Consider the following 26,904-nt stretch of genomic DNA (forward strand, 5'->3'; position numbering starts at 1 on the left):
GCCACCAACCCCATGGCAGCACACAGCGCCCCCCACACTGCCCCTGTGCTGCAAGTGCAGCAGGTCAGCAAGGGCTACCGGCTGTACGCCCACCCGCGCCAGCGCCTGCGCGCGTTGCTCACGGGGGCAGCGCTGCACACCAGCCATTGGGCACTGCGCGACGTGAGCTTTGCCTTGCGCCCGGGCCAATGCCTTGGCGTGGTGGGCAACAACGGGGCGGGCAAGAGCACGCTGCTCAAGCTGCTGGCCGGTACGCTGCAGCCCACGCAGGGCACAGTGCAGTGCCAGGGGCGGGTTACGGCCATTCTGGAGCTGGGGGCGGGCTTTCACCCCGACTTTTCGGGCCGCGACAACCTGCGTTTTGCGGGCAGCCTCATGGGGCTGGACGCTGCCACCATTGCGCGGCTCGAAGCCAGCATCATCGACTTTGCCGAGCTGGGCCATGCCATCGACCGCGCGGTCAAAACCTATTCGTCGGGTATGGTGGTGCGGCTGGCGTTTGCCTTGGTCACGGCGGTGCAGCCCGAGCTGTTGATCGTGGACGAAGCCCTGGCCGTGGGCGACCAGAACTTCCAGAAAAAATGCGTCGAACGGATTGAAGCCTTTCGCCGCAATGGCTGCACCATCTTGTTCTGTTCACACAGCCTGTACCACGTGCGCCAGTTGTGCGACGTGGCGCTGTGGCTCGACAAAGGACAGGTGCGATCGTTCGGCGACACCGAAAAGGTGCTGGCCGCCTACGAAGCCAGCCTGCGCCAGCAGGATGTGGCTTCAGAGCAAGAGGCGGCGCCTTCGCAGCCCCTACCAGTTGCGCCGGCCGCCGGTGGCGACACAGCGCATATCGTGAGCGTGCAGGTGGCGCACCTCGATGCCGCATCGCCCCCGCAACTGCAGTCGAAAGATTTGGCCGTAACGGTGCGCGCCCGCAGCCCCGAGAGCGAACCCCCGAGCGTTGGCATCATGCTGGAGCAGGCGCATGGGGTGGGCATTACATCGATTGCGTCGCACGTCGAACAAACCTGGCCGCGGTGGAACGAGGCCGAGCAGGTGTGGGAGATTACGCTCACCTTTCCCGATCTGCCCTTGCACACTGGCGAATACGTGCTGAGCGCCTATTTGTTCGACCACAAAGGCCTTGTGGTGTGCGACGAATGGAAGCACTGCCAGAATTTTTTGTTTGTGTACCCCACGCAGACGCCGGGCTTGGTGCGCTTGCCGCATGTGTGGAGTTGAACCGTGACCGCATCGCGGTGGCGCACCGAACTGCGTGACGTGTGCGAGCTGGTGCTGGCGCCATCGATTGCGGCCGTGCTGCCGTGGCGCTGGGCTTTTGCGCTCATGCGCCAGGTATTGCCGCACACGCCCTGGTACCGCAGCGCAGCCGACGCCGCATGGCGAGAATTCGAGGCCCGGCCCGCCCATGCTTTGCTACCCGCCACACCGGCCGAACGCAACGCCATTGGGGCAGCATGGCGCGCGCAGCGGCAGTTGGTAAGCTGGGTGGACCACGCAGACCATTACCTCGCACGCAGCCGTGGCGACGCGTGGATGCGCGACCACCTGCGTGTGCAAGGCCAGTGGCCGCAGCCTGGGCAGGCGGCTTTGCTGCTGACGTTTCACTGGGGCGCTGGCATGTGGGGCCTGCGCCATGCCGCGGCGCAAGGCCTGGAGCCACGGGCCTTGGTGGCTTCGACCGAAGGCGAGCCCTTTCGGGGGCGTGCCGTGCTGGGTTGGTATGCCAAAGCGCGCACCGCAACAGTGCGCCGTGCACTGCGCTGCGACCCTCTGGACGTAACGGGCAGTCTGCGACCGGCCATCAAAACACTGCGCGCAGGCGGGCAGGTGTTGGCCGCCATCGATGTGCCCGCCGACCAGGCGGCCAGCGCCGAAGCCATCCGTGTGTTGAGCATGCCCGCGGCCGTGCCCCGTGCCTTGCACCGGCTTGCGGTGGAGCAGAAGGTGCCGGTGTACGTGTACCTGACGGGCTTCAACGCCGCGACGGGTGAACGCACGCTGCACATCCACGCGCTGGGCGTGTACGAAGACGCCAGCGTGCTCGTGCGCGATGTGTTTGCGCACCTGGAGCGTGCTATTTGCCAAGATTCGGCCGCATGGCACTTCTGGGGTGAAGCGCCGCGGTTTTTTCGGCAGACAGAACCGGGCTAGCGCCACTGCGGGGCCGCCATGCCAGGGATAGAGCAGCCCAGTAGCAATGCCACCTAGCGCAACGGGCGGTTGGTGAACACACCACGCCCCATGTGCGCCCACACGCCGTCCCACACCGCACGGCACAGCAGGCCCGCCATGCGCAGCCGTCCATGCTCGGGTTGCAGCAGATACAGCAGTGCGTACGGCACGATCTTGACCCATTGGTCCAGCCGCCACACCCACGGAATGCAGGCCCGAAGCGACATGGCCAGCGAGTTGCGCACGTGAAAGTACGCACGAAAGTCTCGGCCTACGTACATGGTGCGCCCAAGGCAGCGGAAGGCGCGTTGGCCCAGATCATGTTGCATCACCGCCGACGGCGCTGCCAGCACGGTAAACCCCAGCTTGCGGGCGCGCAGGCACCATTCCACATCCACCCGGTCAATGAAGTATTCCGCGCGCATGGGGCCTACGCGCTCCCACATGGCAAGCGGGATCAGCATGCCAGACGCTGGCAGGTATTCCACTGGGAGCGGTTCCACCCAACCGTCGGCACACACACGCCGAATGCGGAGCCCGAAGCGCTGAATCAGCAGCGTCGAGCGCCCTGTTTTGACGTCTTGGCACACGGGGCCTGCCGCCGTAATGCCAGGCTGCGCGGCAGTGTCTAGGGCCGCGAGCAAGTGCGCCACCAGGTGTTCAGGCGGTAGGCTGTCCTGGTCCATGAGCAGCACATGGGTGGCGCCAAGCGCCCGGGCGTGTGCGATACCCGCGTTATGGGCTGCGCCAATGCCCAGGTTGTCAGGCTGCGCAATCAAGACCTCTTTGCCCCGAGCAGATGGGTGTGGCCTGCGCTCGGCCGGGGGCGTGTTGTCGATGACCACGGTGTGGGCCACCTGGGGCGCAAGGCGATCCAGCAGCACCTGCAGCGCCGCATAACGCGGGTGGTACGTGACGACCACCGCCACAACGCGGGCGCCTGTCAATGCTGCCCTCAGCGGCTGAGCAGGCCCTTGATGCGGTGGCGCACCGGGTGTGGCACAGCTCGCACCAGTGGCCCGAGCAGGGCGCTGCGCTGAAGCCGCAACGCCCAGCGGTAGAGCCGCCCACGGGGCGCTTCGTGCGGAGTGGTGGCCCGCGCCTCTGCCACCATGCCCGCCGCCATGCGGGCAGCATCTGCCGCATCTTGATGCGCCGGGCTGGCCGCGAACGTTGCGTAGTCCCGCACATAACTCCAGGGGCCCATGCGTTGGGCCAGGTCCTGTAGCGCTTTGGGCAATGCTGGGGCCGTGGGCGCTTGCGCAAGCGGCTCACTCATTTGCTGGCGAATATGTGCAAATAACTCCACCCACTGGGCCGGGGTGCTGTCCCAAGCCTGCACCCAGCTCCACGGGCGGCCTGCCACACGTTCCACAAAGGCACCGAGGTTGGGCACAACCACGGGCAGCCCTTCCTGGAGGGCTGCGCTGAGTGTGTAGCTGTAGGTCTCGGGCCACAGTGCGGGAAACCACGCCACATCCGGCGCAATGCGTTGCAGCAGGGCCGGAAGATCCGCCTCGTCGTACTCGCCATGCACAGTGAGCGCAGAGCCGCGCGTCTGCAGGTGCCGATACCCAAAGCCGATGAGATGAAATTCAACTGGAACGCCGGCACGGTGCGCCTGCGCCGCCGTGGCTTCCAGCACCTCGGCCCCTTTGATGATGCTCAGAGCCCCGATCACCACCACCCGCAGCGGCCGCAGAGGAAGTCGCCCAGACGGGCGAGGTGCAGGGCAAGCGCCAGCGTCCAGATCGGTGTGCGGAGCACAGCGCACACGGGCGGTAGGAAACGCCTGCAGCATGCGCTGGGCCGTGTCGAGACTGGGCGTGAGGACGTAGCGCGCGCCTTCCAGAAACACCCGATTGCGAATGCGCCATGCCTCGATTTTTTCTACCACTGCGGGCAGAGACGGAGGATGCGCCCCGCCGCAACATTCGCCCTGCACATCCACTTCATAGCGGTTGTGCGCGCCGGTGAGCGTGATGTTGGTGCAAAAGCTGTAGAAGTCGTGGGCAGTGAAGTCATACCCGACGCCGAGCCGCTGGGGCAGGTTCCAGGCAAAGTCGTGGTGGCCCACCAGGTGGTGAATGTGCACGTGCACCACGCCCAGGGTCTGCAGCAGGCGGACCAGCCGGTCCTGGTCGGTGTTGAGGTCAAACACGGCGCGCCAGCGGTCTGACAGCGCGGCCAGCGATGCCGCGGGGGAGTTGGATCGTCGGTCAGGCTCTACCAGTTGCAACACCACGTGGTGGCTGCCAGCGGGCTTCAGGGACAGAAACGTCACGTGGTCTGCCAGCGTCTGCGCCAGTTCGAGCACGTGGCGTTGCGTGCCGCCACCCCGGTCGTGGTTCACCGCCAGCACCACAGGCAGCCGCCCTTGCTCTGTGGCCAGAAGCCATTCCACGGCCAGACGGGCCGGCAGGGCGGGGTCTTGTGCGACGAATGACATCACCTGCGCTTCGTAGCCGGGGTGCAGTCTGCGCAGTGTCTCCATGGCGGCCTGCTCGCGTGGGCTTTTGCTCTCGCCAAAGCTCACCCCGCCAGTGTGCAGCACATACGTGTCCAGTGCGTGCAAGTTGCGCCAGCCGGCCGTTTGTGCGCGCTGGCAGAAGTCGTTTTCTTCGCCATAGCCTTTGCCGAAGTGTTCTTCGTCAAAGAATCCCACGGCATCCAGGCAGTCGCGGCGGATGTACATGCAGAAGCCGACGCCGGTGGGCACGTCGATGGCCTGATCGGGGTTCGCCTGGGCGAACAGCGCATCCAGGCTGGCCGTCGTCTGCCCGGGCGGTAAAGGGTTGGCCGCACAGAACACCGGATAGCTGCAGATGGTGGCGTTGCTGGAGAACGGAGTGACGGTACCGACCCTTGCGTGCCGGTAGGCCGCCTTGCGCAATCGGTCGAGCCAGTCATTGGCCACTTCGGTGTCGCTGTTGAGCAGCACTACGTCATGGGCGGTGGCATAGCGCATGCCACGGTTGACGGTTCCTACAAATCCGAGGTTCTGCTCGTTCTCCAGGAGCGTGATGCGCGGCTCCTGCGCAGCCTTGTTGCGCAGCCATTGCGTGACGGCAGGCTCTGGACTGGCATCGTTGATGACGATGAGCCGGTACCGCTGGCGCACGGGGGCCGACAGCACCGATTCGACACACAGCTGCGTGTCGGCGAGACCCCGGTACACCGGCACGATCACGTCCACCACATCGCTGAGCGGCATGGGCACCGGGGCGGTGGCTTCGTGCGGCTGCGCTGCGGGTACGCCGGACCCGGAGAGCGCGGCGGGCGCTTGCGCGGGCAATGCTTGTTGCAACTGCGATTGCGAGGGGCGGAGCCACCGGGTCAGTGCGCGCGCATAGCGAACCGATCGCAGACGGGTCAGGTTCTCAACGTGCGCAGCCATGCCGCGCAGCTGGCCTTGCAGGTCCTCGACGGTGGCGAGCGCGTTTTGCCGCTCTGCCAGCAGGAACTGACGCTCGCGTTGTTCCTGGTCCAACTGGCGGTGCAAGGCCGCGTGCAGGTGGTGCAGCTCGGCGTGTTCCAGTGCGAGCTTCTCGTGCTCCTGTCGCATAGCGGGTATCTGTTCAGTTTGGAGCCGAAGGAACTGTTGTTCCTCCAGCAATGGCGCGATGGCCCCTGAGAGTGCGAGGTAGTCGGACGACATGGGCCAGCCCAGCTCGACCTCGAGTACGCCGCCCACCGCCGCGACTGCTTCAAGCGCAGGGGCTGGAAGTGGCAACTCGAACCAAGGTTCGTCTCCTGTGAGCAGGGCCATCGTGGCACCTGCAGCAGACGGTGGCAGGTGCCACACCATTTGCTGATGGGGCCGGGTACCCAGCAGCGCGGCGAGTCCGTCTCGTGACGTCCAGTGCCACAACACATCACCCGCGCTACTGCGCAACATGAGGCGGTACAGGTGCAGAAATCCGGGGCGATCCGCAGGGTCCAGACGCAGTTTGGTCAGTGGGCTGGGTTGCGCTGCCAGTGCAAAAGTCAACGTCTGTTGCAGAACGCCGACCGTACCTGGTGTCACCAGTTTTTGTGCTTCGTCATACTGTTCGCCGCGGCTCCAGTAGAGCTGGGCCGAAAATCGAGCAGACGGCTCAGGGTGGTGCAAGACTGGCGCATGCTGTGTAGGCTGATCCTCGTCTTGGGAAATGCTACGGGGTTTTACGACACCGACAAACTGGTAGGTCAAGGCGTCGGGGGTTGCCAACAGATGGCGTGCCATGCTGGGCGAGAGTCGGTCGAAGGCTGCGTTGAATTCCGACTCTGGAAGCTCGCGCTGAATGCAGTCGAGGGTTTCAAGCGCCCATCCGTGCTCTCGCAGGAACCGGGTCAATGAGAGGCGGGTGAAAAAGCGCAAGTGCGTGCGGTCCAGCAGCCCCTCGTCGCGGTAGCGAAAGTCGCCATCGAGCAACTCTGCCACCAGACCGCAGTACCCAGCGTTGGGTACCGAAATCAGCAGCTGCCCTGTGGGCTGCAGCAACGACCTGCAGGCTTGCAAGACCTGTTCAGGTTGCTTGAGGTGCTCGAGAACATCGGCGCAGACGATCGCGTCGTACCGGGTGCCCGCAAAGGTCTGTAGCAGGTCGAGCGTTTCCAGGTCGCCCACTACCAGTCGGCCATAGCTCGCGGAGGCGATTTCCGCCTCTGCCTCACTCAGCGTGACGCCATCCACCGTAACCTGTCGCGCCTTCTGAAGGAGCCACCTACCGAGTGCGCCGGTGCCACACCCCAGGTCCAGCACACGCGCACCGTCCGGAATCCAGCCTGCCACCACACTCAACGAGGTGCGTTCTTCGGCGCGTATCTCGCGGGCATAGACGTGCAAGGATGGGCTGTGGGCAGACATGGTTCGCGATTATGCCGACCCCCTCCGTGCCGCGTGACAGCCCGGGGGAGGTGTGGCCCTACACTTGCGGCCCAGCGACTATCTCCCGCATGACGGTAGGACGACGTGGTCGTGAACATTGCCACTGGGGTCTGATGTCCTTGTCACATTCTTTCTCGTCGCGTTGGGCTGGGGTTGCCGCTGCGCTTCTACTGACCCTTTTGGCCTGGTGGGGCGTGATATGGGCATTGCCCCAACTGCCGCAGCGCTTGTTGCTGTTGCCCATGGTCGGTGGGTTGGAGCCATGTTGGCAGGATGACGCTGCGAGCGAATGTCCCGGGGGCGGGTCTACGGGGCAAGTGGTCTCGCAGACGCTGGACGCGCTGGGGCCCTCGACCACCGAGGACTATGTGGTTGGATACACGCTCCATATTCCCTTGTTGCAGCTTTTTCGACCCTCGGAAACTGGCGGGTGGCGTGTCGATCGCGAAGCGGTGCATCGCCTGGTTGCGACGGTGGCAGAGGTCCCCAGGCCGGTGTTGCTGTATTTGTTCTCCACGCACTTCGGGGTTGAATCGCAGATCGAAGCGGAGTTGGCCCGAGACCCGAAGAACATGGCGGTGACGGTGGACGGTCCGCTGCCCCCGGATCGTTATTACGGCATTCCCATCTATCCGTGGTCGGTTGCGCGGCGAGACAACGAGCTGACGCATCGCCGGGAGGAGGCCATCGGCGCTGTGGCAGAGGCTGTCTGCGCTTTGCCGCGACCTGCGCAGCAGCGTATCGTGGGGACCACCATCCTCGGGGAGGTCCACCAGCTGTTTCCGGACTTTTCTGCGGGCATGGGATTCGACCGTGCTTATCGCATCACCGACTACAGCCCGGTGTCGGTCGAGGGGTTTCAACGGTTTCTCCAGCACCGGTTTGGCACCGTACAGGCGCTCAACGCGGCAATAGGAGCCCAGTTTGAGAGTTGGCAGGAGGTACTGCCCCCGGGGCGCGATATTCGATCCGACACCCTCCGGCGGTTTGAGGAGCATCTGGACCCGTATGCCCACGGCATAGTTCCCGTGTCGGGGTGGGTGTTCGACCAGCGCCAGCGGCAGCCCACCATCCGGGTACTCGTCAACGGGCAAGAGCGCGGTGTCTCGAAGGCGCGGCTGGGGCGCCAGGATGTCGCCGAGGCTTTGCCCGGCCTGGGCACTGCCGACGTCGGCTGGCGTGTGGACCTGGACGTTCGCACCTGGGCACCGGGACGGTATGCGGTGGAAGTCGTGCTCGACCGTCCCGGTGATCTGCCGTTGCTACTGGGGGTGCGAGAAATTGCCCTGGTGGACCGAGCGCAGAGCACCCCGCCCCCGGTGCCGCCCTACACACGCCAGCCCTTTGCCACGGACGACCCGGGGGTGCGTTTTGCGGTGGATACCCCCAAGCCAGGGCTCGCGGTGTTCGTCAACCCGTTGGTGCCATGGTGGCATGCGTTCCGCGCGCTGCAGGTGCGAGACCATCTGCAGCACTTTGCCCGGTTGCTCGACAAGACCTGCCTGGGGGAGCGGCCGGTGTTCACCCACCAGATCATCCCGTTCACCAACCCCGGTTGGGACAGCACCCGGTTTGCCAGCGAAGCCAGCTTACAGCCTGGCCATGGCATGGAGCTGGGCATCAGTCTGTACGGCGAAGCCGCCATGGGGGCCTCTGTGCAGGAATGGCTGGGCCAGCAGCGCGGCCAACCCGTCGGGCCCGGGCAGGCTTCGTTTTTCCGACGTTACGGCGTGACGGAGTTTCATCCTCTGCGCCCGCTGGAGGCCGCCGAACTGCATGGCGTGCTGCAGGGACATCGCGCCGAAGGAGCACAGTTTGTGTCGTTTTTCCTGGAGCCTGCGCACAGCCAAGCACCTGTCGCCAACTGGGCATCGTTCGATCGCCGGAACACCCAGTACGGATCGGATCGGCTTTACACCGCGGTGCAAGGCGTGCTGGCCGCGCGCAACGGGATGCAAACGCGGTGTGAAGGCGTGGAGCGTCGGGCCATCAGGCCGCCAGACACGCTAGCATCTCGGGCTGGCGTGCCGTATTCCAATCGCTGATGGCGGCTGCTTGCTTTATTCATGATCCTGCTGTCGCTCATCGCTTTTGTCTGCGCTACCCTGACGGCCGCCTTCATCGTCCGCTGGGCGCGCGACCACGCCGCCGCGTACGGGCACGGCATGCCGCAGCGCTTTCACCACGGCGATGTGCCGCGCCTGGGTGGGTTGGCCCTGCTGCTGGCTTTGGGGGTGAGCTGGCTGCTCGGGGTGCTGCAGTCGGCATACGGTGGTGACCCGGGCTCTTTGCGCCTGGGGCCCTGGGTGGGGCTGTGGATGCTGGCCCTGCTGCCCGCCGCGCTGGGCGGCATTGCCGAAGACATGACGCAGCGCCTGTCGGTGCGCTACCGGCTCGCGCTCACCGGGGCGTCGGCGGTGCTGGCGCTGTGGCTGCTGGGGTTGCAATTGCCGCGCTTTGGCATCGAATGGCTGGATGCGCTGCTGGCCGCGGCCCCCTGGCTGGGCTGGGCGGTGGTGCTGCTGGCCGTGACCGGCATGCCGCACGCCTTCAACATCATCGACGGCTACAACGGGCTGGCGGGCATGGTGGCGCTGATCGTCTGCCTGGCGCTGGCCCATGTGGCCTTGCAGGTGGGCGACCGCGGGCTGGCGGCGCTGCTGGTGACCACCGCTGCGGCCACGGCGGGGTTTCTGGTGTGGAACTACCCGCGCGGCATGCTGTTTGCGGGCGATGGCGGGGCGTATGTCTGGGGCGTGGTGATTGCGCTGGCCAGCCTGTCGCTGGTGCAGCGCAACGGCGAGGTTTCGCCCTGGTTTCCGATGCTGCTGCTGATCTACCCGGTGTGGGAGACGGTGTTCTCCATCTACCGCAAGGCGGTGCGGGGCATTTCGCCCGGGGTGGCCGATGCGCTGCACTTTCACCAGCTGATCTACCGCCGCATCGTGCGCGGCGTGTTCCACGACGACGAGTCGCGCCGTCTGCTGATGCGCAACAACCGCACTTCGCCCTACCTGTGGGGCTTTACGCTGCTGACGGTGGTGCCGGCGGTGCTGTTCTGGAACAACACCCTGGTGCTGATGGCGTTTTGTGCGCTGTTTGTGGTGAGCTACGTGACGGCCTACCTGGCGATCGTGCGCTTCAAGGTGCCGGGCTGGCTGCGCCACTGAGCGGGCGGACGCCCTCGCGCCCGCAGGGCCTGCGGGATGCGGCACAATTTGCGGCACTTGGTTCTTCCACCTTTTTGGCCCGCTTTCCATGACCGACACCCATTCGATTGCCCCGCGCGACAAGGCTGAGATCCTCGCGCAGGCGTTGCCCTACATCCGCAAGTTCCACGGCAAGACGCTGGTCATCAAGTACGGCGGCAACGCCATGACCGACCCGGCCCTGCAGGCCGACTTTGCCGAGGATGTGGTGTTGCTCAAGCTGGTGGGCATGAACCCGGTGGTGGTGCACGGGGGTGGCCCGCAGATTGAGACCGCGCTGAACCGCCTGGGCAAGAAGGGCGAGTTCATCCAGGGCATGCGCGTGACCGACGCCGAGACCATGGAAGTGGTGGAATGGGTGCTGGCCGGCGAGGTGCAGCAGGACATCGTGGGCCTGATCAACCAGGCCGGCGGCAAGGCCGTGGGCCTGACGGGCCGCGACGGCGGCATGATCCGCGCCAAGAAGCTCAAGATGCTGGACAACAAGGACCCAAGCATCGAGCACGACGTGGGGCAGGTGGGCGACATCGTCTCCATCGACCCGAGCGTGGTCAAGGCGCTGCAGGACGACGCGTTCATCCCGGTCATCAGCCCCATCGGCTTTGGCGAGGCCAACGAGAGCTACAACATCAACGCCGACGTAGTGGCCAGCAAGCTGGCCACGGTGCTGCAGGCCGAAAAGCTGGTGCTGCTGACCAACACCCCCGGCGTGCTGGACAAGCAGGGCCAGCTGCTCACCGACCTGACGGCCCGCCGCATTGACGAGCTGTTTGCCGACGGCACCATCTCGGGCGGCATGCTGCCCAAGATTGCGGGCGCGCTGGACGCGGCCAAGGCCGGGGTGAACGCCGTGCACATCATCGACGGCCGCGTGCCGCACGCAATGCTGCTCGAAATCCTGACGGACCAGGCCTACGGGACCATGATCCGCTCGCACTGATCGCTACCCATGGAGCACCCATGCGCCTGCTGTTGGTCGAAGACGATGTGATGCTGGCCAGCGGCATCAAGCTCGGCCTGTCGGACGCCGGGTATGCGGTCGATTGGGTGGGCAGCGGCGAGCGTGCCGAAGAAGTGCTGCGCACCGAATCGTTCGACGCCGCGATCATTGACATTGGCCTGCCGCTGATGGACGGGCTGGAGCTCACCCGCCGCCTGCGCCGCCCCGACATGGCCAACCCGTCCATGCCGGTGCTGATCTTGACGGCCCGCGACGCGCTGCACGACCGCGTGCAGGGCCTGGACCTCGGGGCCGACGACTACATGGTCAAGCCTTACGAGCTGCCCGAGCTGCTGGCCCGGCTGCGCGCGCTCTTGCGCCGCTCGCAGGCGGCCACGTCGGCGGTGCTGAGCTTCGGGCCGCTGGAGCTCGACACCGCAGGCCGCCGTGCCAGCGTGCGCACCCCGGCGGGCCCTCAGGCCATCGACCTTGGCCCGCGCGAGTGGACGGTGCTCGAATACCTGCTGATCCACGCGCCCAAACCGGCCAGCAAAGACAAACTGCTGCAAGCCCTGACCGGCTGGGACAAGGAGATCACGCCCAACGCGGTCGAGGTGTACGTGTCGCGCCTGCGTGGCAAGCTCGAACCCCATGGCGTGGCGCTGCGGTCCATCCGCGGCTTTGGCTACCGCCTGGAGCTGCAGGCGCCCTAGGCGCCTGGCCCTTACCGGCTCGCACGGCGTCCTGGTTCTCCTGCATCCCTCGCCTGGCCCGACGCCCGCTCTGCCATGTCGGCCCCTCCGCCTGCAGCCACCCCCTCAGCGCCCGCCACGTCCGCGCCCGACCGCTTCCACTGGCGGCAGCCCGGGCTGCGGGCCATGACGGCCGACCTGCGCAACCGACTGCTGCTCATGCTGGTGGTGCCGCTGTGCCTGCTGGCGCTGGTGGCGGTGGCCATCGACTACCGCTCGGCCGACGAAGCGGCCAGCCAGCACGACCAGCGCCTGCTGCGCCTGCTGCCCGCGCTGGCCGACTCGGTGCTGGCCCCGCCGCTGCGCGAGAACGAAGCCCCGCCGCTGCTGCTGGCCCCGCCGATCGAGGACTTTTTGCGCACCAACCCCGGCTACTCGGCCTACAGCGTGCGCGACACCAATGGCAAGCTGCTGCTCGGCGAGCCCTGGCTGCACAACTTCGTGCCCACCACCCAGGTGCCTGAATTCCACAGCGTCGAGTTTGGCGGTGTCACATACCGCGTGGCCGTGCAGCGTGGCCGTACGGGCGCCGGGGAACTGGTGGTGGCGCTGGCCGACGGCTCGGACCCCCGCCAGCAGTGGGCGCAGCAGCTGCTGCTGCGCGTGCTGCTGCCCAACCTGATCCTGGTGGCCGCGGCGGCGCTGGCCATCCACTGGGCGGTGGGGCGGGCCTTCCGGCCGCTGGTGGAGCTGGCCGAGGCCGTGGAGCACCGCTCGCCCCGCGACCTGAGCCCCATCGACGAGGCCACCTCGCCCGCCGAGGTGCGCCCGCTCGTGCAGTCGCTCAACCGGCTGTTTGCACTCGTCAACGCCCAGGCCGAAGGGCAGCGCCGCTTTGTGGCCGATGCCGCGCACCAGCTGCGCACCCCGTTGGCCGGCCTGCAGGCGCAGGTGGAAGCCTGGGCCATGATGGCCAAGGCCTCCAAGCCCGCACCGCGGCCTGGTGCTACAGGTTTGGAGTCAAAACCGGCTCTGGCCCAGCAAAGTAGACCACAAGGTGCTATCGTTTTGGGAGCGGATCAGATCGAGAAGCTGCGCAACGCCACGCGCCGCACCTCGCAGCTGGCGCACCAGCTGCTGGCGCTGTCGCGGGCCGACGCGCGCAGTCTGGACGCCCAGCCCCCGCAGCGCGTGGACCTCAAAGACCTGTGCGAAACCCTGCTCGAAACCTTTCTGGACCCGGCCACGGGCAAGGGGCTGGACCTGGGGCTGGAGGTGGACCCCGTGCATGTCACCGGCCACGGCTGGTTGCTGCGCGAGCTGCTGTCCAACCTGGTGGACAACGCCATCAAGTACACCCCGGCCGGCGGCGTGGTCACCATCCGCTGCGGGCTGCGCCCAGGGCGTGCAGGCCCGCCGCGGGTGTTTCTGCAGGTCGAGGACGACGGCCCTGGCGTGCCCGAGGCCGAGCGCAGCCGCGTGATGCAGCGCTTCTACCGTGTGCCTGGCACGGTGGGCGAGGGCACAGGTCTGGGCCTGGCCATTGCCGACGAGATTGCGCGCGTGCACCGCGCATCGCTCACGCTGGGCACGGGCGTGCACGGGCGCGGGCTCGTGGTCACGGTCACGTTCCCCACCTGAGCGCGGGGCCTGTCGGGCCGGGCGTCGGGTCGCATGGACAGGCGGCAGCGCAGGGCAGGGGGTGTGCGAGAATTTTGCGCAGTCCGAGCTCCGGGTGCCGCCCGCTGCGCGCGCCCCTTTCGGCCCTTGTGCAACCCCCACCCGCCATGTCCGACACCTTGCCTGACACCCCGGCCGCGCCCGATGGCCCCGCCCCCGAGGCCGCGCGCAAACGCCCGCGGCCCGGCGAGCGGCGCACCCAGATCCTGCAGACACTGGCACAAATGCTCGAAGCCCCCGGGGCCGAGCGCATCACCACCGCGGCGCTGGCCGCACAGCTGGAGGTGAGCGAGGCCGCGCTGTACCGCCACTTTGCGAGCAAGGCGCAGATGTTCGAGGCGTTGCTGGATTTCATCGAGCAATCGGTCTGGGGCCTGGTGCAGCAGATCACGCAGCGCCCCGAGGGCGATGCCGCTGAGGCGCTGGATGCTGATCAGGGCGCACGCCAGGCGGCCCGCGTGGTGGCGGTGCTGTTGCAGTTTGGCGAGCGCAACCCCGGCATGGTGCGCGTGATGGTCGGCGACGCCCTGCTGCTGGAGCACGAACGCCTGCAGCAGCGCATGACGCAGTTCTTTGACCGCATCGAATCCGTGCTGCGCCAGTGCCTGCGGCCGGTGGTGGTGGCCCAGGGCTCGGCCGCACCCACTGTGGATGCCCAGGTGGCGGCGGGCACCTTGGCCGCTTTCGCCCAGGGGCGGCTGTTGCGTTTTGTGCGATCGGGCTTTCGCCGCCTGCCCACCGAGCAACTCGACGCCTGCCTGGCGCGCCTGCTGTAAGCCGCGCGCCGCGCGCGGGTGAGCGGCGGCCCGGCCGCGGGTGCGCTCTGGCATGCCACCTGGCTGCGGCGCCCGGCGGCAGTGCTGCACTGCAAAATCCGTTTGGGGGTCGCTCCCTATTCTTGTGGGGGCTTTTGGCCCCTTGGGCAAATTGCTGCAAAATAAAACGAACGTTCGTTTTTATTTGCGCATGCCCGCCACCACCGAAAACCGCTCCGCCACCCGTGCGCCGCGCGCCCGCGCCGCCAGTGGCCGTGCGCTGCAAAAAGGCCAGCAGACCAAGGCCGCCATTGTCGAGGCGGCGCTGGGCCTGGCCACGCACATCGGGCTCGAAGGCCTGTCCATCGGGGCGCTGGCCGACGTCACGGGCATGAGCAAGTCGGGCGTGTTCGCCCATTTCGGCTCGCGCGAGGAACTGCAGATCTCGGTGATCCGCGAGTACCACACCCGCTTCGAGCAGGAAGTTTTCTACCCCGCCATGACCGCGCCGCGCGGCGTGGCCCGCCTGCGCGCGCTGTTCGACAACTGGATGAAGCGCACTTCGATTGAAATCGACTCGGGCTGCATCTACATCAGCGGCGCGGTGGAGTTCGACGACCGCACCGGCCCGGTGCGCGATGCGCTGGCCAGTTCGGTCCTGACCTGGCATGCCGCCATGCGGCGTGCCATCCAGCAGTGCAAGGAGCGCGGCGAACTGCGCGCCGACGTGGACGAAGAGCAGATGCTCTTCGAGATCCACGGCCTCATCCTGGCCCTGCACTACGAAGCCCGTTTCCTGCAAAACCCTGGCTCGCTCCAGCGCGCCGTGACGGGCTTTCACAACATCCTGGCCCGCTACAGCACCTCGGATGCGTCTGCGGCCAACCCTGTTCCAACCCCAACCCGTACCAAGGAGTAAACCCATGCCCACCTATACGCCGCCGCTGCGCGACATGCAGTTCGTCATGCACGAAGTGCTGAACGTGGCCGATGAGTACAAAGCCCTGCCGGCCCATGCCGAGGTGGATGTGGACACCATCAACGCCGTGCTTGAAGAGGGCGGCAAGTTCGCCGCCGAGGTGGCCTTCCCGCTGAACATCTCGGGCGACACCGAGGGCTGCAAGCTCGACAAGACCACGCACGAGGTCAAGACGCCCACGGGGTTCAAGGACGCCTATGCCAAGTACGTCGAAGGGGGCTGGCCCGCACTGTCGTGCGATCCGGAGTACGGCGGTCAGGGTCTGCCTTTTGTGGTCAACCAGTGCTTCTATGAAATGCTGAACTCGGCCAACCAGGCCTGGACCATGTACCCCGGCCTGAGCCACGGCGCCTATGAGTGCCTGCACGCCCACGGTACCGACGAGCAGAAGAAGCTGTACCTGCCCAAGCTGACCAGCGGCGAGTGGACCGGCACCATGTGCCTGACCGAGCCCCACTGCGGCACCGACCTGGGCATGCTGCGCACCAAGGCTGAGCCGCAGGCCGACGGCACCTACAAGCTCACCGGCCAGAAGATCTTCATCAGCGCCGGTGAACACGACATGGCCGCCAACATCGTGCACCTGGTGCTGGCCCGCCTGCCCGACGCGCCTCCCGGCAGCAAGGGCATCAGCCTGTTCATCGTGCCCAAGTTCCATGTGAAGGCCGACGGCTCCGTGGGCGAGCGCAACCCGATCTACTGCGGTGGCCTGGAGCACAAGATGGGCATCCACGGCAACGCCACCTGCCAGATGATTCTGGACGGCGCCGTGGGCACGCTGGTGGGCCAGCCGCACAAGGGCCTGGCCGCGATGTTCGTGATGATGAACGCCGCCCGCCTGGGCGTGGGCAACCAGTCGCTGGGCCTGACCGAAGTCGCCTACCAGAACGCCCTGGCCTACGCCAAGGACCGCCTGCAGATGCGCAGCCTCTCGGGCACCAAGGCCAAGGACAAGCCGGCCGACCCGATCATCGTGCACCCCGACGTGCGCAAGATGCTGCTGACCGCCAAGGCCTACGCCGAAGGCGGCCGCGCCCTGGCCTGCTACTGCGCGCTGCTGCTGGACAAGGAACTCAACCACCCCGACGAGAAGGTGCGCAAGGACTCGGCCGAACTGCTGGCCCTGCTCACGCCCATCGTCAAGGCCTTCATCACCGACAACGGCTGGCAGGCCACCATGATGTGCCAGCAGGTCTTCGGCGGCCACGGCTTCATCAAGGAATGGGGCATGGAGCAGTTCGTGCGCGACGCGCGCATCAACATGATCTATGAAGGCACCAACACCATCCAGTCGCTGGATCTGCTGGGCCGCAAGATCCTGGGCAACAACGGCGCAACGCTCAAGAAGTTCGGCAAGCTGGTGGGCCAGCTGGTCGAAGAAGAAGGCGTGAACGAGAAGATGGCCGAGTTCATCAATCCGGTGGCCATGCTGGCTGACCAGATGACCAAGTTCACGACCGAGATCGGCTTCAAGGGCATGCAAAACCCCGACGAAGTGGGCGCCGCTGCGGTGGACTACCTGCGCGTGGCCGGCCACCTGGTGTTCGGTTACTTCTTCGCCCGCATGGCCCAGGTGGCCCTGCGCCAGATCGCGGCCGGCAGCACCGACCCGTTCTACCAGGCCAAGCTGCAGACCGCGCGCTTCTACTTCGCCAAGCTCTTCCCTGAAGTGCAGACGCTGATGCGCACCGCCCGCTCCGGCAGCAAGGTGCTGATGGACACCGAATTGGCCCTGGCCTGATGCCCGCGCGGGGCGGCGCCTTGGCGCAGCCCCGCACGGTGCCCCGCTTTCTGTCTGCCTGACATTCTTTCAGGAGGTTCCCATGAAACAGATGCTGGCCAGCCTGGTGCTGGGCGGGGTGGCGGCTTCGGCCGCGGCGAACACCACGCCCGAAGGCCTGTGGCGCAATGTGGACGACAAGACCGGTGAGGCCAAGGCCGAGATCCGCATCCGCGACGCGGGCGGCGGCCTGTTGAACGGCGTGCTCGAACGGCGGCTGACCGCCAACGCCAAGCCCGACGAGGTCTGCACCGAATGCTCGGACGACCGCAAGGGCAAGCCGCTGCTGGGCCTGGAGATCATCCGCGGCGCCAAGAAGGCCGACGGCAAGGACGTGTGGGAAGGCGGCAAGATTCTCGACCCAGAGAACGGCCGCAACTACAGTCTGCGCCTCACGCCCATCGAGGGCGGCAAGAAACTCGAAGTCCGGGGCTCGATCGGTCCCTTTGGCCGCACGCAGACCTGGGTGCGCGTGCAGTAAACCCGCGCCCCCCATCCATCCACCCCGTTCGCCCTGAGCTTGTCGAAGGGCTTCGAACCCACACCTCGCCACGGCTTCGACAAGCTCAGCCCGAACGGATTGAACCTACACACATCCATGTCCCGATTCCAAGTCAAGAAAGTCGCCGTGCTCGGCGCAGGCGTGATGGGCGCGCAGATTGCGGCCCATCTCGTCAACGTGAAAGTCCCGGTGGTGCTGTTCGACCTGCCTGCCAAGGAAGGTCCGAAGAACGGCATCGTGACCAAGGCCGTCGAAGGCCTGAAAAAGCTCAAGCCCTCGCCCCTGGGCGTGGCCGACGATGCTGCACTGATCCAGCAGGCCAACTACGAAGAGCACATGCACCTGCTCAAGGAATGCGACCTCGTGATCGAGGCCATTGCCGAACGCATGGACTGGAAGCTGGACCTGTACACCAAGATCGCGCCGCACGTGGCCAAGCACGCCATCCTGGCGTCCAACACCTCAGGCCTGTCGATCACCAAGCTCAGTGAAGTGCTGCCCGACAGCATCAAGCCCCGCTTCTGCGGCATTCACTTCTTCAACCCGCCGCGCTACATGACGCTGGTGGAGCTGATCAATACGCCCACCACCCAGCCTGAAGTGCTGGACCAGCTCGAAGCCTTTGTGACCAGCGGCCTGGGCAAGGGCGTGGTGCGCGCCAAGGACACGCCCAACTTCATCGCCAACCGCGTGGGCATTGCCGGCATGCTCTCCACCATGAAAGAGGTCGAGAACTTCGGATTGACCTACGACGTGGTGGACGACCTCACGGGCAAGAAGCTGGGCCGTGCATCGAGCGGCACCTTCCGCACCGCCGATGTGGTGGGTCTGGACACCATGGCCCACGTGATCAAGACGCTGCAGGACAACCTGAGCCTGGAGACCGACCCCTTCTACGAGAGCTTTGGTACGCCCGCCGTGCTCAAGAAGCTGCTGGAGATCGGCAACCTGGGCCAGAAGACCAAGGCCGGTTTCTTCAAGAAGGTCGGCCGTGACGTGATGCGCTTCGAGCTGGACAGCGAAGAGTACGTGCCCGCAGGTCAGAAGGCCGACGAGGTGTACGGCCGCATGCTCAAGAAGCCCGCCGCCGAGCGCCTGAAGCTGCTGCGCAACGCCGAAGGCGCGCAAGGCCGCTTCCTGTGGGCCATTCTGCGCAACAGCTTCCACTACGCCGCTGTGCACCTGGGCACGATTGCCGACAACGCCCGCGATGTGGACCAGGCCATGCGCTGGGGCTTCGGCATGAAGCAGGGCCCGTTCGAGCTGTGGCAAGAAGCCGGTTGGCTCGAAGTGGCCAAGATGGTCCAGGAAGACATCGACGCTGGCAAGGCGCTGTGCAAGGCGCCGCTGCCCGAGTGGGTGTTCAAGGGCCCTGTGGCCGAAGCCGGTGGCGTGCACACCGCGCAAGGCTCGTGGAGCGCGTCGCAGGGCACGTTTGTGCCCCGCCGCCAGCTGCCGGTGTATGAGCGCCAGCTCTTCCCCGAGCCGCTGCTGGGCGAAACCAGCCTGCCCGACTGGCGCACGGCCGGCACCACCCTGGCCGAGTCGAAGGCGCTGCGCACCTGGACGCTCGATGGCCGGGTGTTGATCGCCAGCATCAAGAACAAGATGCACGCCATCAGCCCAGAAGTGATGGAAGGCCTGGCCGAAGCGCTGGAGCTGGCCGAGCGCGAGTACGACGGCATGGTCATCTGGTCGGGCGATGCGCCCTTCAGCGTGGGTGCCGACCTGGAAGCCACCATGCCGGCTTTTGCCGTGGGCGGCCCCGACGCGGTGGAAAGCATTGAGCAGGAACTGCAGAACCTGATGATGCGCATCCGCTACGCGCAGGTGCCGGTGGTGGCCGCCATCCACGGCATGGCCCTGGGCGGTGGCTGCGAACTGGCCGTGTACTCGGCCAAGCGCGTGGTGCACATGGAAAGCTACATCGGCCTGGTGGAAGTGGGCGTGGGCCTGGTGCCCGGCGCTGGCGGCCTGACCTACATCGCCCGCCGCGCGGCCGAGAACATGGCCGCCTCGACCAGCAAAGACGTGCTGCCCTTCCTGACCGAAGGCTTTACCGCCGCGGCCATGGCCAAGGTGGGCACGAGCGCACTGGAGTCGCGCAAGCTGGGCTACCTGCTGGATTCGGACATCGTCGTGCCGCACAAGGACGAACTGCTGTTCGTGGCCATCAACGAAGCCAAGTCCATGGCCGCTAGCGGCTGGCGCGCGCCGCACAAGCGCCTGTTCCCGGTGGCAGGCCGCAGCGGTCTGGCGACCATCAAGGCGCAGCTCGTGAACATGCGCGACGGCGGCTTCATCAGCGCCTACGACTTCAAGATCGGCGCGATGATCGCCGAGGTGGTCTGCGGCGGTGATGTGGACGCGGGTTCGCTGGTGAGCGAGGAATACCTGCTTGCGCTGGAGCGCAAGGTGTTCTGCCACCTGATCGCCCAGCCCAAGACGCACGAGCGCATTCTGGGCATGCTGAACACCGGCAAGCCGGTGCGCAACTGACATGGCACAGACCGCCGTGGCACCCGTAACGGCCCCGGGCCGGCCCAACCGGCTGGCCCGCAGCCTGGCCCAACTGGACCAGGTGCCCGCGTTCGCGCGGGGCTGGGCGCGCAACCTCGTGTTGCGCCGTGCCGTGCCCTTCACCGGCACCGCCAAGCTGCGCTTCGAGCTGATGAGCCCGGAGCGCGTGGAGATTGCCGTGGCCAACGAGCGCCGCGTGCAGAACCACATCGGCGGCGTGCACGCCGCTGCCATGACGCTGCTGGCCGAAACGGCCACCGGCATGGTGGTGGGCATGAACGTGCGTGACGACTGCCTGCCGCTGGCCAAGGAGCTGAAGGTGGCGTTCCGCCGCCGGGCGCAGGGCAGCCTGCGAGCAGTGGCCACGCTGACCGACGCCCAGCGTCTGCACATGCAGCAGGCCGACAAGGGCGAAGTCACGGTGCCCGTGCAGGTGTTCGACGAATCCGGTGCCGAGCCGGTCGAGTGCGCATTCGTCTGGGCCTGGGTGCCCTCGGGCAAGAACACACGCCCTGCGGGCGCGGCCGACGCCGCCACTGCACGGCCCGGGGCCTGACCGCCCCACCCCTTACAAGGACAGGATCTGATCATGAAACAAGTGCAAGACGCCTACATCGTTGCCGCCACGCGCACGCCCATCGGGCGTTCGGGCCGGGGCTACTTCAAGAACACCCGCCCGGACGACCTGCTGGTGGCCTCCATCAAGGCGGCCATGCTGCAGGTGCCCACGCTGGACCCGAAGGCCATCGAAGACGCGATCATCGGCTGCTCGTTCCCTGAAGGCGAGCAGGGCATGAACATGGCCCGCGTTGCCGTGGGCCTGGCGTTCGACCACCCGGTGGGCGGCGTGACGGTGAACCGCTTCTGCGCATCGGGCATCACCGCGCTGCAGATGGCGGCCGACCGCATCCGCGTGGGCGAGGCCGATGTGCTGATCGCTGGCGGCGCCGAGTCCATGAGCATGGTGCCCATGGGCGGCAACAAGCCTTCGTTCAACGCCGAAATCTTCGCCAAGGACGAGAGCGTGGGCATCGCCTACGGCATGGGCCTGACGGCTGAGAAGGTGGCCAAGCAGTGGAAGGTGAGCCGCGAAGCGCAGGACGCGTTTGCGCTCGAATCCCACCTGCGCGCGCTCAAGGCCCAGAAGGCCGGTGAGTTCACCGACGAGATCACGCCCATTGAGATCGTGGAGCGTTCGCCCAACCTGGCCACGGGCGAGGTCGTGGAAAAGCGCCGCACCGTGAACCTGGACGAAGGCCCGCGCCCCGACACCTCGCTCGAAGGCTTGGCCAAGCTCAAGCCCGTGTTTGCCGCCCGCGGCAGCGTGACGGCTGGCAACAGCTCGCAGACCAGCGACGGCGCGGGCGCGCTGATCGTGGCCAGCGAAAAGGCCGTCAAGCAGTTCGGCTTGACCCCGCTGGCCCGCTTTGTGAGCTATGCCGCACGCGGTGTGCCGCCCGAAATCATGGGCATCGGCCCGATCGAAGCCATCCCGGCCGCGCTGCGCTATGCAGGCCTGAAGCACGAAGACATCGGCTGGTTCGAGCTGAACGAAGCCTTTGCCGCGCAGTCGCTGGCGGTGATCAACACGCTGGGGCTGGACCCGTCCAAGGTCAATCCCATGGGCGGTGCCATCGCCCTGGGCCACCCGCTGGGCGCCACCGGTGCCATCCGCGCTGCCACCGTGGTGCATGCGCTGCGCCGCCACAAGCTCAAGTACGGCATGGTCACCATGTGCGTGGGCACCGGCCAGGGCGCGGCCGGCATCATCGAAGCGCTGTAAGCACGGCGTTCGACCAGGCCACCTTCGGGTGGCCTTCTTCATGGGGTGCGCCGTACAGTCACAGGCAGGACGGCCGCCCGCTCCGAAACCCGGCACACTCGAACGCATGACCCACGCACATCCTTTTGACCAGGCGCTGGCGCTCGAAGCCACCGCCGCGCACGAGTTCCGCGGCCAGTCGCATGCGGGCTACTGGAACATGGTGGGCCCGTTCGGGGGCATCACGGCGGCCACGCTGCTGCAGGCGCTGCTGCAGCACCCGCAGCGTCTGGGCGATCCGCTGTCGCTGACGGTCAACTTTGCCGGGGCCGTGAGCGAGGGCCCCTTCACCGTGCAGGCTGTGCCCGTGCGCACCAACCGCTCGACCCAGCACTGGACGCTGACTCTGCTGCAGGTCGGCCCCGATGGCGCGCCCGTGGTGGCAACCACCGGCACCGCGGTCACGGCGGTTCGGCGCGAGACTTGGAGCATGGCCGACACGCCCATGCCCGACGTGCCATCGCCGGGTACGCTGCCCGCCGTCGAACCCGCTGGTGCCATGGCCTGGCTGCAGCGCTACGAGATGCGCCCGGTCAGCGGCGTGATTCCGCAGGTGTGGGACGGCGGCGGCGACCACAGCCTGAGCCAGCTGTGGATGCGCGACGCGCCCGAGCGGGCGCTGGACTTCCCGGCGCTCACGGCGCTGGCCGACGTGTTTTTTCCGCGCGTGTGGCTGCGCCGGGCCCGCCATGTGCCTGCGGGCACCGTGTCGCTCACGGTGTACTACCACGCCGACGCAGCCCACCTGGCCGCCACAGGCACCGGCTTTGTGCTGGGCCAGGCCCGGGCGCAGGAGTTTCGCAACGGCTTTTTCGACCAGACCGCGCAACTGTGGAACGAGGCTGGCACGCTGCTCGCCACCAGCCACCAGATCGTGTACTACAAAGAATGAGCCCCCGGGCGGCCTGCGCGCCGCCCGCTATGGCATTGCATGCATCCCCAGGAGACCTTTCATGAGCACCGCTACCGCTGACATCCGCGTCCACACCGAAGCCGGTGTGACCACCATCACCTTCGACCGCGTAGACAAGAAGAACTCCATCACCACCGCCATGTACTCGGCCATGGCCGATGCCCTGGCCGCGGCCGAGGCCGACCCCGCCGTGCGCGTGGTGGTGTTCCAGGGCGATGTGGCCATCTTCAGTGCGGGCAACGACATCGGCGACTTCCTGCAACAGCCCCCTGCGTCGCAGGATTCGCCCGTGTTCCGCTTCCTGCGCGGCCTGGCAGGCTTTACCAAGCCGGTGATCGCCGCCGTCTGCGGACCGGCCGTGGGCATCGGCACCACCATGCTGTTCCACTGCGACCTGGTGTACGCGGGCGACAACGCCGCGTTCTCCATGCCCTTCGTCAACCTGGGACTGTGCCCCGAGGCGGCGTCGAGCCTGCTCGTGCCCCAGATGCTGGGCTACCACCGCGCCGCCGAGGCGCTGATGCTGGGCGAGCCCTTCATGGCCGAGGCCGCACTCGAAGTCGGCCTGGTCAACCGCGTGCTGCCGCCCACCGAGTGCAACGCCTACGCCCAGGCCCAGGCCCGCAAGCTGGCGGCCAAGCCACTGTCGTCGCTGATCGAGACCAAGCGCCTGATGAAAAAGGGCCAGCAGACCCAGGTGCTGGCCGTCATGGCCGAGGAGGGCCAGAGCTTCGGCCGCATGCTGCGCGAACCCGCCGCCCGCGAAGCCTTCAGCGCGTTCATGGAGAAGCGCCGCCCTGACTTCAGCGCCGTCTGAAGGCAGGAGCCGCGCAAGCGGCGCGGGCTGCGCAGCAGTCCGGAAGTGCTTTCGCCAGAAGATGGGCTCCGTAGCGCAGTCTGCCATCCGGGCGCTGCTCGAGCGCAATGGACTGTGCAGCGGGTCGCAGGGGGCGTCGTATGCGCCGGTTGGCTGCCAGTCCGCGTTGCTGAAAAGCCTTGCACTCCAGCTCCCCGGTGGTGTCGGTCTATGAAGTGCAAACCTCGATGGTTCCCTGGTGCGGTCGCCGCGTCTCGCAGGCGCGGGCCTGGCGCTGCGGGGTATTGCACGGGCGGGCGTGCGCTCGGGCATCCAGCGCCTGCCGCGCATGGCGTGGTCACGTTCTACAAGACAGCGCCTTGGCGATGACAGACAATCGATCTTTGGTATCGATTGTTTTTCCCTTATCTCACATTCGCCTGATCCTGGCAGGGTGTCCGCTATGGCGCGGCACCAGGGCCGGGCGGCCGTCGGAGGGGGCGTGCGACGGGTGCGCAGGGGGGCGTTGCGGTGGTGGCAAGGAGTTTGGATGTTGTTTCTCGGGTCTTGTGACCTCAATACTGCTGTGAAGGGGGTCGCAGGGCTCCGCGGGCCCAATAGTCTGGCGCTTCGGTGTGCTCGTACCGTTCGACCGGGTGCAGCGCAGGCACCCCAGGGCCGCACTGTCGCGGGGCGTATTGCAGTGCTCGGCGCGCTGGTCGCGGGCCCATCCGCCACGCTGGCGCAGACGGTGACGACCGTGCCGTTTTCGCCCGCAGCCATTCCGGTTGACCATCCGGCGGCGTTGGCCGCGCTGGTGGTGGCGGTGATCGCTTGCGCCCTGTGGGGCGCGCGGCGAGGCGGCCCTGCGTTTCGGGCGATGCGTTTGTGGGCTTTGGCGATGGCAACGCTGTCGTGCGCTGCCACGGCTTTCTGGGGGCACGAGGTGCGTGCCCAGCTGCAGGAGCTGCAACGCGTATTCAACCAAGCCAATGGCCAGACGGTGACGGTGCCTGTGCAGTCCACCGGTAGCTCGCCCCAGGGGAGTCCGCTCGGCTTCCTGCCGGTGGTCTATACCAACCAGACCTCCGCCAGCTTGCGTCTTTCCAGCATCACGGCACCGTCGTGGGACACCTGCTTTCCGCTGGGGGTGCCGTCGCCTCTGCCGGTGACCCCAGCCCGTTCGGACACCCGCTGTGCGGTCGGCACCGTGCTGGCTGCGGGTGGGGCGTGCTGGGTGGATGTGGCGCAACTGTGCGCCGATGCGGCCAGTGCCTTGCGGGGCAGCCATCCAAGCAATCTGGTGGCCGATGTCCTGACCGTGACCGAGGGCGCGCAGGCCAGCGTCAATGTCCTGGGCAACGATTCGGACCTTGACGGTCCGCTGGTGGTCAGCAGCTTTGCGTTTCAGGGCTCGACCTACGCGGCAGGCGCTTCGGCCACGGTCGCAGGCTATGGCACCCTGACGCTGCAGGCCAGTGGCATGCTGAACTTCCAGGCCGCCCCCACTTTCAGCGGCGTCCGTCCGTTCCAGGTGACGTACACCGTCCAGACAGGGGCTTCGAGCACCGTGGCGGTCACGGTCAACCTGGCGGTGACCAATGCCCCCCCTGTCGCCGTGAACGATGCCGTGACCACCAACCGCAACACCGCGGTGCCGGTTCCCGTGCGGGCGAACGACTCTGACCCCGACAATGATGCACTGACCGTGAGCGCTGTCACCCAGGGTGTCCATGGCGCAGTCACCATCGACCCCGTTACCGGCAACCCGAGCTACACCCCGAACGCAGGTTTCGTGGGCGGCGACAGCTTTGCGTACACCCTCAGCGACGGCCGCGGCGGCACGGCAACCGCCACCGTGGCGGTGACCGTGGTCGCGCCGCCCAATCAGGCGCCGGTTGCCAGCGACGACACGGTCAGCACGTCGGTGAACACCCCGGTGCTCATTCCGATCGCCACGCTGCTGGCCAACGACAGCGATCCCGACGCAGAGGCCTTGGAACTGCTGTCGGTGCAGGCCGCACAGCGGGGTAGCGTGTCGATTGCCGGCTCCAATGTCCAGTTCACTCCGGAGTCCGGGTACGACGGGCTGGCAAGCTTCACCTACACCATCAAAGACCCGAATGCGGCCACCAGCACCGCCACCGTGACGGTGAGGGTGGTGGGCACCGCCTCGACCCCATCGGTGGTGGTGCTGAGGACTCTGGTGGCGGTTGCGCGCGGCACCGGCGGCACCAGCGTGCGCTTCCCGATCGTCACCGCCCTGGTGGACACAGACGGTTCCGAAACGCTGACGGTCCGGGTGAGCGGCGTGCCGACCAACCTGTCGTTCAGCGCCGGCACCAACCTCGGTGGCGGCGTGTGGCAGCTGGCGCAGGCCGATCTCGCCAACCTGCAGTTGAATCTGCCGGGCAGCTACACCACGCTGGGCACCAACATGACGGTGCAGGTCACCTCCACGGAAGTTAGCAACAGCGCTACAGCCAGCGTGTCCGTGGCGGTCACCCTCAGAGCAGGCTATACGACGGTTGATGGGACCAGCACGCAAAGCGGCAGCTTCACGGGCACTTCGGCCAATGATTTCATTCAAGGCGGCAGCGGCGACAACACCCTCAACGCGGGCAACGGTTCCAACGTGGTTCAGGGAGGTGATGGCAACGATACGATCACCGCCGGGTTGGGCGCGGACGTTCTGTACGGAGAGCTTGGCAACGACTCCCTGCATGCGGGCAGCGGCCTCGACGTGCTGTGGGGCGGCCCCGGCGACGACACGTTGCAAGGTGGCGATGCGGGCGAGAACTTTGTGGATGTCTTTGTATGGACCCTGGGCGACCAGGGCCCACCCGGTTCGCCAGCGGTGGACACCATCACGGCCTTTTCGACGGCCGCCGCTGGCGCCGCCATGGGGGGCGATGTGATCTACCTGCAAGACTTCCTGCAGGGGGCAGTGGTGGGGCCATCGAATGGTGCGGGCAATCTGGCCGACTACCTGCATTTCAGTGTGTCCGGCTCGGACACCGTCATCCACATCAGCCATACCGGCGGCTTTGCGGGCGATGCGCACACCGTCAGCGGCGCCTTCACGAGCGCGGCCGAAACCCAGCGCATCGTCCTCAGCGGAGTGGATCTGCCCAGCGTGTATGGCGGCGCCACCACCGACCAGCAAATCATCACGCAGCTGCTGAACAACCACAAGTTGGTGGTGGACTGAGCGCGCGATACGGAGCCCGAGCGCTGAAAGCGGACGGGCGCTGCCGCC

The 26,904-nt window shown here is 66.8% G+C and carries 19 protein-coding genes; 17 read left to right on the plus strand and 2 right to left on the minus strand.

What is annotated here, in order from left to right; genetic code table 11:
* The first annotated feature begins 12 nt into the window (after positions 1-12).
* Positions 13-1,233, plus strand: a complete 1,221-nt coding sequence (locus tag ABD866_RS02340; RefSeq protein ID WP_345061016.1) for an ABC transporter ATP-binding protein — start codon at positions 13-15, stop codon at positions 1,231-1,233.
* A 3-nt stretch (positions 1,234-1,236) separates the two neighbouring features.
* Entirely contained in the window at positions 1,237-2,166 is a 930-nt protein-coding gene (locus tag ABD866_RS02345) for a hypothetical protein (RefSeq protein WP_345060831.1), read from the plus strand.
* Positions 2,167-2,219: 53 nt separating this feature from the next.
* Here ABD866_RS02345 and ABD866_RS02350 read toward each other — a convergent pair whose 3' ends face one another.
* Both ABD866_RS02350 and ABD866_RS02355 read right to left on the minus strand, forming a co-directional pair.
* Positions 2,220-3,134, minus strand: coding sequence for a glycosyltransferase family 2 protein (locus tag ABD866_RS02350; RefSeq protein WP_345060833.1), 915 nt, complete (start codon positions 3,132-3,134; stop codon positions 2,220-2,222).
* A gap of 8 nt (positions 3,135-3,142) precedes the next feature.
* A complete protein-coding gene (locus ABD866_RS02355) occupies positions 3,143-7,036 on the minus strand; it encodes a methyltransferase domain-containing protein (RefSeq protein WP_345060835.1) in 3,894 nt (1,297 codons plus the stop codon).
* Between the two features lie 494 nt (positions 7,037-7,530).
* Here ABD866_RS02355 and ABD866_RS02360 point away from each other — a divergent pair, with 494 nt between their 5' ends.
* The 15 genes from ABD866_RS02360 to ABD866_RS02430 all read left to right on the plus strand — a co-directional run bounded on the left by ABD866_RS02360 (position 7,531) and on the right by ABD866_RS02430 (position 26,856).
* Entirely contained in the window at positions 7,531-9,102 is a 1,572-nt protein-coding gene (locus ABD866_RS02360; RefSeq protein ID WP_345060837.1) for a hypothetical protein, read from the plus strand.
* Between the two features lie 21 nt (positions 9,103-9,123).
* The gene (locus ABD866_RS02365) at positions 9,124-10,227 is read left to right on the plus strand and encodes an MraY family glycosyltransferase (RefSeq protein WP_345060839.1); all 1,104 of its coding nucleotides are present in this window, start codon (positions 9,124-9,126) and stop codon (positions 10,225-10,227) included.
* Between the two features lie 88 nt (positions 10,228-10,315).
* Positions 10,316-11,206, plus strand: a complete 891-nt coding sequence (gene argB, locus ABD866_RS02370) for an acetylglutamate kinase (RefSeq protein WP_345060840.1) — start codon at positions 10,316-10,318, stop codon at positions 11,204-11,206.
* A 20-nt stretch (positions 11,207-11,226) separates the two neighbouring features.
* Positions 11,227-11,919, plus strand: a complete 693-nt coding sequence (locus tag ABD866_RS02375) for a response regulator transcription factor (protein WP_345060841.1) — start codon at positions 11,227-11,229, stop codon at positions 11,917-11,919.
* Between the two features lie 165 nt (positions 11,920-12,084).
* Positions 12,085-13,539, plus strand: coding sequence for a sensor histidine kinase (locus tag ABD866_RS02380; protein WP_345061017.1), 1,455 nt, complete (start codon positions 12,085-12,087; stop codon positions 13,537-13,539).
* A 146-nt stretch (positions 13,540-13,685) separates the two neighbouring features.
* A complete protein-coding gene (slmA, locus tag ABD866_RS02385) occupies positions 13,686-14,354 on the plus strand; it encodes a nucleoid occlusion factor SlmA (RefSeq protein ID WP_345060843.1) in 669 nt (222 codons plus the stop codon).
* A gap of 190 nt (positions 14,355-14,544) precedes the next feature.
* The gene (locus ABD866_RS02390) at positions 14,545-15,252 is read left to right on the plus strand and encodes a TetR/AcrR family transcriptional regulator (RefSeq protein WP_345060845.1); all 708 of its coding nucleotides are present in this window, start codon (positions 14,545-14,547) and stop codon (positions 15,250-15,252) included.
* A gap of 4 nt (positions 15,253-15,256) precedes the next feature.
* Positions 15,257-17,053 carry an acyl-CoA dehydrogenase C-terminal domain-containing protein gene (locus ABD866_RS02395; protein ID WP_345060847.1) on the plus strand — a complete coding sequence of 599 codons (1,797 nt, stop codon included), beginning with the start codon at positions 15,257-15,259 and terminating at the stop codon, positions 17,051-17,053.
* Between the two features lie 82 nt (positions 17,054-17,135).
* A complete protein-coding gene (locus tag ABD866_RS02400; protein ID WP_345060849.1) occupies positions 17,136-17,573 on the plus strand; it encodes a DUF2147 domain-containing protein in 438 nt (145 codons plus the stop codon).
* A 117-nt stretch (positions 17,574-17,690) separates the two neighbouring features.
* Positions 17,691-20,093 carry a 3-hydroxyacyl-CoA dehydrogenase/enoyl-CoA hydratase family protein gene (locus ABD866_RS02405; protein WP_345060851.1) on the plus strand — a complete coding sequence of 801 codons (2,403 nt, stop codon included), beginning with the start codon at positions 17,691-17,693 and terminating at the stop codon, positions 20,091-20,093.
* Position 20,094: 1 nt separating this feature from the next.
* A complete protein-coding gene (locus ABD866_RS02410) occupies positions 20,095-20,670 on the plus strand; it encodes a DUF4442 domain-containing protein (RefSeq protein WP_345060852.1) in 576 nt (191 codons plus the stop codon).
* A 33-nt stretch (positions 20,671-20,703) separates the two neighbouring features.
* Complete coding sequence (locus tag ABD866_RS02415) at positions 20,704-21,897, plus strand: acetyl-CoA C-acyltransferase (protein ID WP_345060853.1); 1,194 nt, start codon at positions 20,704-20,706, stop codon at positions 21,895-21,897.
* A gap of 106 nt (positions 21,898-22,003) precedes the next feature.
* Positions 22,004-22,828 (plus strand): acyl-CoA thioesterase, encoded by an 825-nt coding sequence (locus tag ABD866_RS02420; RefSeq protein WP_345060855.1) that lies wholly within the window; start codon positions 22,004-22,006, stop codon positions 22,826-22,828.
* Between the two features lie 61 nt (positions 22,829-22,889).
* On the plus strand, positions 22,890-23,666 hold the full coding sequence (locus ABD866_RS02425; protein ID WP_345060857.1) for an enoyl-CoA hydratase: 777 nt from the start codon (positions 22,890-22,892) through the stop codon (positions 23,664-23,666).
* Between the two features lie 682 nt (positions 23,667-24,348).
* Positions 24,349-26,856: a midcut-by-XrtH protein gene (locus ABD866_RS02430; RefSeq protein WP_425549530.1), complete on the plus strand. Its 2,508-nt coding sequence runs from the start codon at positions 24,349-24,351 to the stop codon at positions 26,854-26,856.
* The last annotated feature ends 48 nt before the right edge of the window (positions 26,857-26,904 follow it).

It is taken from the genome of Acidovorax lacteus (assembly GCF_039540375.1).
Taxonomy (GTDB): Bacteria; Pseudomonadota; Gammaproteobacteria; order Burkholderiales; family Burkholderiaceae_C; genus Acidovorax_G; species Acidovorax_G lacteus.

Excerpts from the sequence above, each read along its gene's own strand:
- ABD866_RS02415 (WP_345060853.1), top strand. The coding sequence starts at position 20,704 with ATGAAACAAGTGCAAGACGCCTACATCGTTGCCGCCACGCGCACGCCC.
- ABD866_RS02380 (WP_345061017.1), top strand. The coding sequence starts at position 12,085 with ATGACGGCCGACCTGCGCAACCGACTGCTGCTCATGCTGGTGGTGCCG.
- ABD866_RS02425 (WP_345060857.1), top strand. The coding sequence starts at position 22,890 with ATGAGCACCGCTACCGCTGACATCCGCGTCCACACCGAAGCCGGTGTG.
- ABD866_RS02410 (WP_345060852.1), top strand. The coding sequence starts at position 20,095 with ATGGCACAGACCGCCGTGGCACCCGTAACGGCCCCGGGCCGGCCCAAC.
- argB (WP_345060840.1), top strand. The coding sequence starts at position 10,316 with ATGACCGACACCCATTCGATTGCCCCGCGCGACAAGGCTGAGATCCTC.
- ABD866_RS02390 (WP_345060845.1), top strand. The coding sequence starts at position 14,545 with ATGCCCGCCACCACCGAAAACCGCTCCGCCACCCGTGCGCCGCGCGCC.
- ABD866_RS02400 (WP_345060849.1), top strand. The coding sequence starts at position 17,136 with ATGAAACAGATGCTGGCCAGCCTGGTGCTGGGCGGGGTGGCGGCTTCG.
- ABD866_RS02375 (WP_345060841.1), top strand. The coding sequence starts at position 11,227 with ATGCGCCTGCTGTTGGTCGAAGACGATGTGATGCTGGCCAGCGGCATC.
- ABD866_RS02420 (WP_345060855.1), top strand. The coding sequence starts at position 22,004 with ATGACCCACGCACATCCTTTTGACCAGGCGCTGGCGCTCGAAGCCACC.
- ABD866_RS02365 (WP_345060839.1), top strand. The coding sequence starts at position 9,124 with ATGATCCTGCTGTCGCTCATCGCTTTTGTCTGCGCTACCCTGACGGCC.
- ABD866_RS02395 (WP_345060847.1), top strand. The coding sequence starts at position 15,257 with ATGCCCACCTATACGCCGCCGCTGCGCGACATGCAGTTCGTCATGCAC.
- ABD866_RS02340 (WP_345061016.1), top strand. The coding sequence starts at position 13 with ATGGCAGCACACAGCGCCCCCCACACTGCCCCTGTGCTGCAAGTGCAG.
- ABD866_RS02405 (WP_345060851.1), top strand. The coding sequence starts at position 17,691 with ATGTCCCGATTCCAAGTCAAGAAAGTCGCCGTGCTCGGCGCAGGCGTG.
- ABD866_RS02355 (WP_345060835.1), bottom strand. The coding sequence starts at position 7,036 with ATGTCTGCCCACAGCCCATCCTTGCACGTCTATGCCCGCGAGATACGC.
- slmA (WP_345060843.1), top strand. The coding sequence starts at position 13,686 with ATGTCCGACACCTTGCCTGACACCCCGGCCGCGCCCGATGGCCCCGCC.